Genomic DNA, 7,983 nt, shown 5'->3' on the forward strand with positions numbered 1-7,983 from the left:
ATCGAAGTCAACGGAACCACGCTCGCGTACGAGGACACGGGCGGCGACGGGCAGGCGGTGGTGTTCAGCCACGCGCCGTCCCTCGACCGCACGGTGTTCGCGGCGCAGGTGACGCGGTTCGGCCGGGCGTACCGGGTGGTCACCTACGACCACAGGGCCCGGTCGACCGAAGCGGACGTCGACATCCTGGCCGAGGACCTGGCGGCGCTGATCGAGGCACTGGACCTGGGCCCGTCCCACGTGGTCGGCAACGGTTCCGTCGCACTGCGCCTGATGGCCCGCCGTCCCGAACTGTTCCGCTCGGCGGCGGTCCTCTCCTCGTCGGCCGACGAGGAGAGCGTGCTCGGGGAGCTGGTGGGCGTGACCGTCCCGCTGCTGGTGCTGTCCGGCGCGGAGGATGTCCACGGCCTGCCCCAACGCATCGCGGACACCGCCGCGAACGCCCACCACGTGACCGTGAACGGCGGCGCCGAGGCCGTGAACGCCCAACTGGCCGAGCATTTCGAGGCCACCACATGAGACGAGCGCCCCACCGGCTCCGGTGGGGCGCTCGACGTGCGTGATCAGGCAGGCAGTTTCGCGATCTGGTCCGCGGGCGGCGCGGTGATGTTCACCGGCTTGCCCCAGTCCGTGTAGTCGGCCTGCATCTTGACCTTCGCGGTGCCACCGGTGCCGTTCGGCGCGGCCATCTCCATGGCGAAGCGGGCCGGCAGGCCGTCCTTGTCGATCCACACCTCGACCGGCAGGTTCTTCATGCCGGCGTCGATGGCCTTCTGCATCTCCGCCTTGGTGGCCGGGTCGGCCTGCTGGTCGACCATCTTCTGCACGTCCACGTCGATCGTGTAGTGCGTGACCTTCTTGCCGTCGATCTCCTCCTCCGTGGAGTCGGTGATCTCACCGGCCTTCTCGAACTCCTGCAGCGTCGCGCGCGGGTCGACACTCTTGCTCAGCTGCTCCTGCATGGAGCCGAGCGCCTTCGCGATCTCGCTGTTCGTGCTCGAGTCGATCTTGATCCACGGCTTGCCGGGCTCCAGCTCCTGCGGCAGCTTCATGTACAGCGCGCCGTCCAGCAGCACCATGGCCATCGAGCCCTCGGACGTGTTCAGGTCCATCGAGATCGCGGCGTCCGACGACCCGAACTTCAGGTCGCCCTCGCCGGTCATGTTGAGGCCCGCCGCGTCCGCGGTCATCTTCATGTGCGCGGTGCTCGCCTCGACCGTCTTGTCGCCGAGCGCCTTCGCGAGGTCGACGAGGCTCATCGCCTCGGCGGGCGCCTTGCCGCCCGTGTCGGTCGTGTTCGTGGCCGAGCCACCCTTGTCGCCGCATGCCCCCAGCGTCACCGCCAGGGCGAACGCGGACAGGACGATACCTGCCTTGCGCATAGCCATTTCTCCCTCAGTGAATGTGCGGCACAGAGTAGCCCGGTCGGCGTAACCCCATGCGTGGAACATGCGTTTCGTTATCAGTCGGCGTACTCGTCCAACCGCGCGCGGGACGCGAGGAGCCTCCGCAGCGACTCGAGCCGTCCTGGCGTCGCCTGGCCCTCGGCGGTGACCACGTCCAGCATGCAGTCCGGGTCCTCCGGCGGTCCGAGGTGCCCGCAGTGCGTCGGGCACTCCTCGGCCGGCTCCACGAACTCGGGGAACGCCGCCACGATGTCGTCCGGCTCGATGTGCGCCAGCCCGAACGACCGGATGCCCGGGGTGTCCACCACCCAACCGCCACCCGGCAGCGCCAGCGCGACGGCCGTCGTCGACGTGTGCCGGCCCTTGCCGACCGCGCTCACCGCGCTCACCGCGCGGAAGGCGTCCGGCACCAGCTTGTTCACCAGCGTCGACTTGCCCACGCCGGAGTGCCCGACGAGCGCCGACACCTGGTTGGCCAACCGTTCGCGCACCTCCTCCGGCTCGCGGTCGTCGCGGGTCACCAGCACGGGCAGGTCGAGCTCCGCGTACGCCGCGACGACGGTGTCGGGCGAGGCGAGGTCCGACTTCGTCAGGCACAGCACCGGCTTCAGCCCGCCTGCGAACGCCGCGACCAGGCACCGGTCGATGAAACCCGTGCGGGGCGGGGGATCGGCCAGCGAGCACACGATCAGCAGCTGCTGCGCGTTCGCCACCACCACCCGCTCGTACGGGTCGTTGTCGTCGGCGGTGCGACGCAGGACGCTGGACCGGTCGGCCACCCGCACCACCCGGGCCAGCGTGTCGGGGCGGCCGGACGTGTCACCCACGAGGTCGACCAGGTCGCCGACGACGATCGGGGTGCGGCCCAGCTCACGGGCACGCATCGCGACGACCTCCTGGTCCGGCTTGCCGTCCAGCGCGCACGTCCACCGGCCGCGGTCGACGCCGACGACCATCGCCGCACGCGCGTCGGCGTGCTCCGGCCTGCGCTTGCTGCGTGGCCGGGTTCCCCTGCCCGGTCGCACCCGGACGTCCGACTCGTCCAGGCGCTTCCAGTCCGACTTCCGGTCGCGGCCCGTCACAGTTCCGCCTCTCCGAGAGCAACCCGGTTGGTCCAGAGGGGCAGCGAGCGGCCGGCGTGGTCACGTGAGGTGACGGTTCCGGAGATTGCCAGCGGATGTCTCACGACAGCATCTTCGCCCACATCCCGGGGAAGTCCGGCAGTGTCTTGGACGTGGTGGCGATGTCGTCCACCTCGACCCCCGGCACCCTCAGCCCGACGATCGCGCCCGCGGTCGCCATCCGGTGGTCCTCGTAGGCCCGCCACATGCCAGGACCCAGCCGCCGCGGCCGGATCGCCAGCCCGTCCTCGGTCTCGTTCGCGTCGCCGCCGAGGCCGGTGATCTCGGCGACCAGCGCGGCGAGCCGGTCGGTCTCGTGGCCACGCAGGTGCGCGATCCCCCGGAGCACGCTCGGCCCGTCCGCCAGGACGGCCAGCGCGGCGACGGTCGGCGTCAGCTCGCCCACGTCGTGCAGGTCGACGTCGATGCCCGACAGCCGCTCGGGGCCGGTCACGGTCAGCCCGCGCTCGTCCCGTTCGACCGTGCAGCCCATCCGCGCGGCGATCTCGCCGAAGACATCACCTGGCTGGTTGGTCTTTTCCGGCCATCCGGGGACGGTCACGGAACCACCCGTGACCGCCGCGGCCGCCAGGAACGGGGTCGCGTTCGACAGGTCCGGCTCGACCACCCAGTCGCGTGATTCGATCGGGCCGGGTTCGACACGCCACGTGTTGGGCTCGGAGTCGTCCACGGCCACGCCGGCGGCACGCAGCATCTGCACGGACATGTCGATGTGGGGCAGCGAGGGGACCGGCTTGCCCTCGTGGCGCACCGTCAACCCGTCGTCGTACCGCGCGCCGGCCAGCAACAGACCCGAGACGAACTGCGACGACGCCGATGCGTCGATGGTGACCGTCCCGCCGGCCAGCCCGCCCTTGCCGTGCAGCGTGAACGGCAGCGTGTCGCCGTCGACGGCCGCGCCGAGCGCCCGCAACGCGTCCAGCACCGTGCTCATGGGCCGTTCCCGGGCACGCGGGTCGCCGTCGAAGCGCACCTCCCCGTCCGCGATGGCCGCGGCGGGCGGCACGAACCGCATGACGGTGCCCGCGAGCCCGCAGTCGACCAGCGCCGGACCGTGAAGTCCCTGGTGAGCGCGCACGACGAGCTGGTCGCCGGAGTCGTCGACGGGTACCCCCAGCGCCCGCAGCGCGCCGATCATCAGCAAGCTGTCGCGGCTGCGCAGCGCGCCGGTCAGCGTCCCGCCGCGCGTGCTCAGCGCGGCGAGCAGCAGCGCCCGGTTCGTGATCGACTTCGAGCCGGGCACGGCCACGGTGGCGTGGACGGGTCCGGTGGCCAGCGGCGCGACCCAGGGCAGGTTCATACGACGATGATCCCGCACTCGCGCGCACGCGGTGCAGACTGTCGGTGGGGTCTGCCACGATGCGGGCCAGGAGGTGACTGACATGTGCGGGAGGTATGCCGCCACCAAGGACCCGGCCACGCTGGCCGCGGAGTTCGACGCGCTCGACGCCACCGAGGACCACGCGCCGGCCGTCGACTACAACGTCGCGCCGACCAAGTCCGTCGTGGCGGTCGTGGCGCGGCACCCGCGCGACGACGACGGCGAGCCGGACCCGGACAGGACCGTGCGCAGCCTGCGGGTGATGCGCTGGGGCCTGATCCCGGCCTGGGCGAAGGACATGTCCGTCGGCGCCCGGATGATCAACGCGCGGTCCGAGAAGGCCGCCACGACCCCGGCGTTCCGGACCTCGGTGGCCAAGCGCCGCTGCCTGGTCCCGGCCGACGGCTGGTACGAGTGGAAGCGGGACGGCAAGGCCAAGCAGCCGTTCTTCATGACCGGTCCGGACGGCCACAGCCTGGCGATGGCCGGCCTGTGGACGGTGTGGCGCGACCCGGCCAAGGGCGACGACGCGCCGCCGGTCGTGAGCGTCGCGGTGCTGACCACGGAGGCGATCGGGCAGCTCGGTGACATCCACGACCGGATGCCGAAGCTGCTGACCCCGGACCGGTGGGCGTCGTGGCTCGACCCGGACGCCGACGACGTCACCGAGTTACTCGAGACGCCGCCGTCGCTCGAGCTGGTGGAGTCACTCGAGCTGCGCCCGGTGTCCACCAGGGTCAACAATGTCCGGAACAACGGTCCTGAGCTGCTGGAACGTGACGAGGAGAAGGCGGACCTCACGTTGTTCGACGAACGATGACCGGATGACGAGGCTGACGATCGACACCCTGCACGGGCCGGCCCGCGCGGAGCTGCACTGTGCCCCGGAGGGCCGGGCCGGGCTGCTGCTCGGGCACGGCGCCGGCGGCGGGGTGGGCGCGCCGGACCTGGTCGCGACGGCCCGCGCCGCGGCGGCGGCCGGCGTGCACGTCGCGCTGGTCGAGCAGCCGTACCGGGTCGCGGGCCGCCGCGCGCCCGCACCGGCCAAGCAGCTCGACACGGCGTGGCTGGCGGTCGTGGAGGAGCTGTCGGCGGAGTGGTTCCGCGACCTGCCGCTGGTGTTCGGCGGCCGGTCGTCGGGGGCTCGCGTGGCCTGCCGGACCTCGGCGGACGGGCAGGCCGTGGCCGTCCTGTGCCTGGCCTTCCCGGTGCACCCGCCGGGCCGGCCGGAAAAGACCCGCATGCCGGAGCTGGACGCCGTGACGGTCCCCACTCTGGTGGTCCAGGGCGAGTCCGACCCGTTCGGCATGCCGGGGCCGGCGCACCACCGTGAGATCGTCGTAATGCCTGGTGACCACTCGTTGAGAAAGGACGTGACGGCCGTCTTCCGGGCCGTGGAGGACTGGCTGGACCGGATCTTGCGGCCCCTCGGTTGAGGGAATGACCTGGGGGAACCCAGCGTTCGCACCTACGTGCTGACCCAGACTCGCCGCGTATCCTCACAGGGATCCCATGGGATCCCGACGATGGGACAGTTCCTAGTGGAAGGGAGCACGGTGCCGAGCACCGAGACCCAGCCAAACCCACAGGCTGAGACCGAGCAGGAGCGGGCCGAGCGCTTCGAGCGTGACGCCATGCCGCTGCTGGACCAGCTGTACTCCGCCGCCCTGCGGATGACGCGCAACCCGGCCGACGCCGAGGACCTGGTCCAGGAGACCTTCCTCAAGGCGTACGCCGCGTTCTCGTCGTTCTCGGCGGGCACCAACCTGAAGGCCTGGCTCTACCGCATCCTCACGAACACCTACATCAACGGGTACCGCAAGCGGCAGCGGCAGCCGCAGCAGTCCCCGACCGAGGAGATCACCGACTGGCAGCTAGCGCAGGCCGAGTCGCACACGTCGTCCGGCCTCCGGTCGGCCGAGATCGAGGCGATGGACCGGCTGCCGGACAATGACGTGAAAGAGGCCCTGCAGCAGCTGCCGGAGGAGTTCCGCCTCGCGGTCTACCTGGCTGACGTGGAGGGCTTCGCTTACAAGGAGATCGCGGAGATAATGCACACGCCGATCGGGACGGTGATGTCTCGACTTCACCGTGGCCGGCGGCAGCTTCGCGACCTGCTGGCAGGGGTCGCTCGTGACCGTGGTTTTCTGCGGTCGGCAGACCGTGAGGTGACCGGATCATGAGCTGCGGCGAACCACATGACACCGACTGCACGGAGGTGCTGTCCGAAGTGTGGCTGTTTCTCGACCACGAATGCGACGAGAAACGTCGCCTACTTCTGGAGCAGCACCTCGACGAGTGCAGCCCCTGCCTCGAGCAGTACGGCATCGAGGAGCACCTGAAGGTGCTGCTGGCACGCAAGTGCGGTGGTGAGCACGCCCCGGAGGAGTTCAAGCAGCGGCTCCGGGACCAGATCAGGAAGACTGTCGCCGAGCAGGGCGGCGTGCCGGTGCACGACCGGCTCGACTGAGCCTTGTCGACGCTCTCGGATCTGCTCGCGGAGCACACCAAGCTGTCCGGTGGCGAGGTCGACCACCTGCAGATGGTCGTCGCGGAGTGGCAGCTGCTGTCGGATCTGTCGTTCGCCGACCTGATCATGTGGGTCCCGGTCGGCGAAGGCCCGGCGCTGGATGAGTTCCTCTGTGTGGCGCAGGCCCGCGCGACGACCGCGCCGACCGCCCACCCGGAGGACGTCGTCGGTACTCGTGTGGGTGTCGACGACCACCCGCAGCTACGCAGGGCCATCCTCGACGGCCGGGTGTGCCGCGAGGAGGACCCGTCCTGGTACCTGGGCGTCCCGGTTCGCCGCGAGACGATCCCGGTGACGTACGACGACCGGGTCATCGGCGTGCTGTCGCGGGAGACGGACCTGGCGGTGCCACGCGTGCCGTCGTCGCTGGAGATCGCGTACCTGGGGATCGCGGCCGACCTGTGCCAGATGATCGCGGACGGTAGTTTCCCGACCTCCGAGCCAGCCCCGGACGTGCACACCTCGCCCCGCGTGGGTGACGGTCTGATCCGACTTGATCCCACGGGCACCGTGGTTTTCGCGTCCCCGAACGCCCAGTCGGCGTACCACCGCATGGGTCACGCCGCGGAGATGATCGGTGTGCGCCTGGCGCCATTGACCCGCGGCCTGATCGCGGACCCGTTCGACGCGACGGAGATAGCGCAGCGCATCCTGGCGGCACTGGACGGTCAACCGTCGATGCGCGCGGAGGCGGAGTCCGGGCGCGGCGCGGCGGTGCTGTTCCGCGCGCTGCCGTTGCGGCCGGCTGGAAAGGCGGCCGGCGCGCTGGTGCTCGTTCGTGACGTGACGGAGGTCCGCCGCCGCGACCGGGCGTTGATGTCGAAGGACGCGACGATCCGCGAGATCCACCACCGGGTGAAGAACAACCTCCAAACGGTGGCGGCACTGCTGCGCTTGCAGTCCCGCCGCACGGCGAGCGAGGAAGCCCGCGCCGCACTGGGCGAGTCGGTCCGGCGGGTGGCCGCGATCGCGGCGGTGCATGAGGCCCTGTCGACGTCGGTGGACGAGCGGGTGGACCTGAACTCGTTGGTGGACAAGGTCATCCCGGTAGTGGGCGACGTCGCGGTCGCGGAGAACCACGTCCGCGTCCGGCGCACCGGACAGTTCGGCGTGGTGGCCGCCGAAGTGGCGACCCCACTGGTGATGGTGCTGACCGAACTGGTGCAGAACGCGGTCGAACACGCCTACCCCCCAGGCGCGAGCGGCGAGGTGGTGGTGTCGGCCGAACGCTCGGCCCGCTGGCTGGACGTCTCGGTCACCGACGACGGCCGAGGCCTCCCACGCGGCTTCTCCCTGGAACGCTCGAACGGCCTGGGCCTCCAGATCGTCCGCACCCTGGTGGAGTCCGAACTACGCGGCTCCCTCTCGCTACGCCGCAGACAAAGAGGCGGCACCGAAGCCCAACTCCGCGTCCCCCTCTCCCACCGCCGCTAACCCCCACCCCAGCACAAAGGCCCGGGGCCTTGGTGGCTCCCGGGCCTTGCGGCTTTGTTGCGTGGGTCAGATGTTGCTGCGTGTGCGGACGCGCGCGTTGCGGCGCTTGAGCGCGCGGCGCTCGTCCTCACTCATCCCGCCCCAGACGCC

At 70.8% G+C, this 7,983-nt stretch carries 9 protein-coding genes and 1 pseudogene; 6 read left to right on the plus strand and 4 right to left on the minus strand.

Features of this window, described 5'->3' with window-relative positions; genetic code table 11:
* A partial coding sequence (locus VET29_RS08560; protein ID WP_324917155.1) for an alpha/beta hydrolase occupies positions 1 to 519 on the plus strand: 519 nt, incomplete at its 5' end.
* A gap of 44 nt (positions 520 to 563) precedes the next feature.
* Here VET29_RS08560 and VET29_RS08565 read toward each other — a convergent pair.
* The 3 genes from VET29_RS08565 to aroA all read right to left on the minus strand — a co-directional run bounded on the left by VET29_RS08565 (position 564) and on the right by aroA (position 3,848).
* Positions 564 to 1,382: a hypothetical protein gene (locus VET29_RS08565; RefSeq protein ID WP_324917158.1), complete on the minus strand. Its 819-nt coding sequence runs from the start codon at positions 1,380 to 1,382 to the stop codon at positions 564 to 566.
* 80 nt (positions 1,383 to 1,462) lie between these two features.
* Complete coding sequence (rsgA, locus tag VET29_RS08570) at positions 1,463 to 2,488, minus strand: ribosome small subunit-dependent GTPase A (protein ID WP_324917161.1); 1,026 nt, start codon at positions 2,486 to 2,488, stop codon at positions 1,463 to 1,465.
* A 100-nt stretch (positions 2,489 to 2,588) separates the two neighbouring features.
* Positions 2,589 to 3,848: a 3-phosphoshikimate 1-carboxyvinyltransferase gene (gene aroA / locus VET29_RS08575; RefSeq protein WP_324917164.1), complete on the minus strand. Its 1,260-nt coding sequence runs from the start codon at positions 3,846 to 3,848 to the stop codon at positions 2,589 to 2,591.
* 82 nt (positions 3,849 to 3,930) lie between these two features.
* Here aroA and VET29_RS08580 point away from each other — a divergent pair, with 82 nt between their 5' ends.
* The 5 genes from VET29_RS08580 to VET29_RS08600 all read left to right on the plus strand — a co-directional run bounded on the left by VET29_RS08580 (position 3,931) and on the right by VET29_RS08600 (position 7,833).
* Positions 3,931 to 4,689: an SOS response-associated peptidase gene (locus VET29_RS08580; protein ID WP_324917167.1), complete on the plus strand. Its 759-nt coding sequence runs from the start codon at positions 3,931 to 3,933 to the stop codon at positions 4,687 to 4,689.
* 4 nt (positions 4,690 to 4,693) lie between these two features.
* On the plus strand, positions 4,694 to 5,305 hold the full coding sequence (locus tag VET29_RS08585) for an alpha/beta family hydrolase (RefSeq protein ID WP_324917170.1): 612 nt from the start codon (positions 4,694 to 4,696) through the stop codon (positions 5,303 to 5,305).
* 90 nt (positions 5,306 to 5,395) lie between these two features.
* On the plus strand, positions 5,396 to 6,052 hold the full coding sequence (locus VET29_RS08590; RefSeq protein WP_324917173.1) for a sigma-70 family RNA polymerase sigma factor: 657 nt from the start codon (positions 5,396 to 5,398) through the stop codon (positions 6,050 to 6,052).
* Positions 6,049 to 6,339 carry a mycothiol system anti-sigma-R factor gene (gene rsrA, locus VET29_RS08595; RefSeq protein WP_324917176.1) on the plus strand — a complete coding sequence of 97 codons (291 nt, stop codon included), beginning with the start codon at positions 6,049 to 6,051 and terminating at the stop codon, positions 6,337 to 6,339. The genes VET29_RS08590 and rsrA overlap by 4 nt, the downstream gene beginning before the upstream one ends.
* 3 nt (positions 6,340 to 6,342) lie before the next feature.
* Positions 6,343 to 7,833: a sensor histidine kinase gene (locus VET29_RS08600; RefSeq protein ID WP_324917180.1), complete on the plus strand. Its 1,491-nt coding sequence runs from the start codon at positions 6,343 to 6,345 to the stop codon at positions 7,831 to 7,833.
* Between the two features lie 66 nt (positions 7,834 to 7,899).
* Here the strand turns inward: VET29_RS08600 and VET29_RS08605 are convergent.
* A pseudogene (locus VET29_RS08605) lies at positions 7,900 to 7,983 on the minus strand (WhiB family transcriptional regulator); the annotation flags it as partial.

Origin of the sequence: Actinophytocola sp. (assembly GCF_035634895.1) — a bacterium.
Taxonomy (GTDB): domain Bacteria; phylum Actinomycetota; class Actinomycetes; order Mycobacteriales; family Pseudonocardiaceae; genus Actinophytocola.

Coding starts and splice junctions, on each gene's coding strand:
- VET29_RS08565 (WP_324917158.1), bottom strand. CDS start 1,382: ATGCGCAAGGCAGGTATCGTCCTGTCCGCGTTCGCCCTGGCGGTGACG.
- aroA (WP_324917164.1), bottom strand. CDS start 3,848: ATGAACCTGCCCTGGGTCGCGCCGCTGGCCACCGGACCCGTCCACGCC.
- VET29_RS08580 (WP_324917167.1), top strand. CDS start 3,931: ATGTGCGGGAGGTATGCCGCCACCAAGGACCCGGCCACGCTGGCCGCG.
- VET29_RS08585 (WP_324917170.1), top strand. CDS start 4,694: ATGACGAGGCTGACGATCGACACCCTGCACGGGCCGGCCCGCGCGGAG.
- VET29_RS08590 (WP_324917173.1), top strand. CDS start 5,396: ATGGGACAGTTCCTAGTGGAAGGGAGCACGGTGCCGAGCACCGAGACC.
- rsrA (WP_324917176.1), top strand. CDS start 6,049: ATGAGCTGCGGCGAACCACATGACACCGACTGCACGGAGGTGCTGTCC.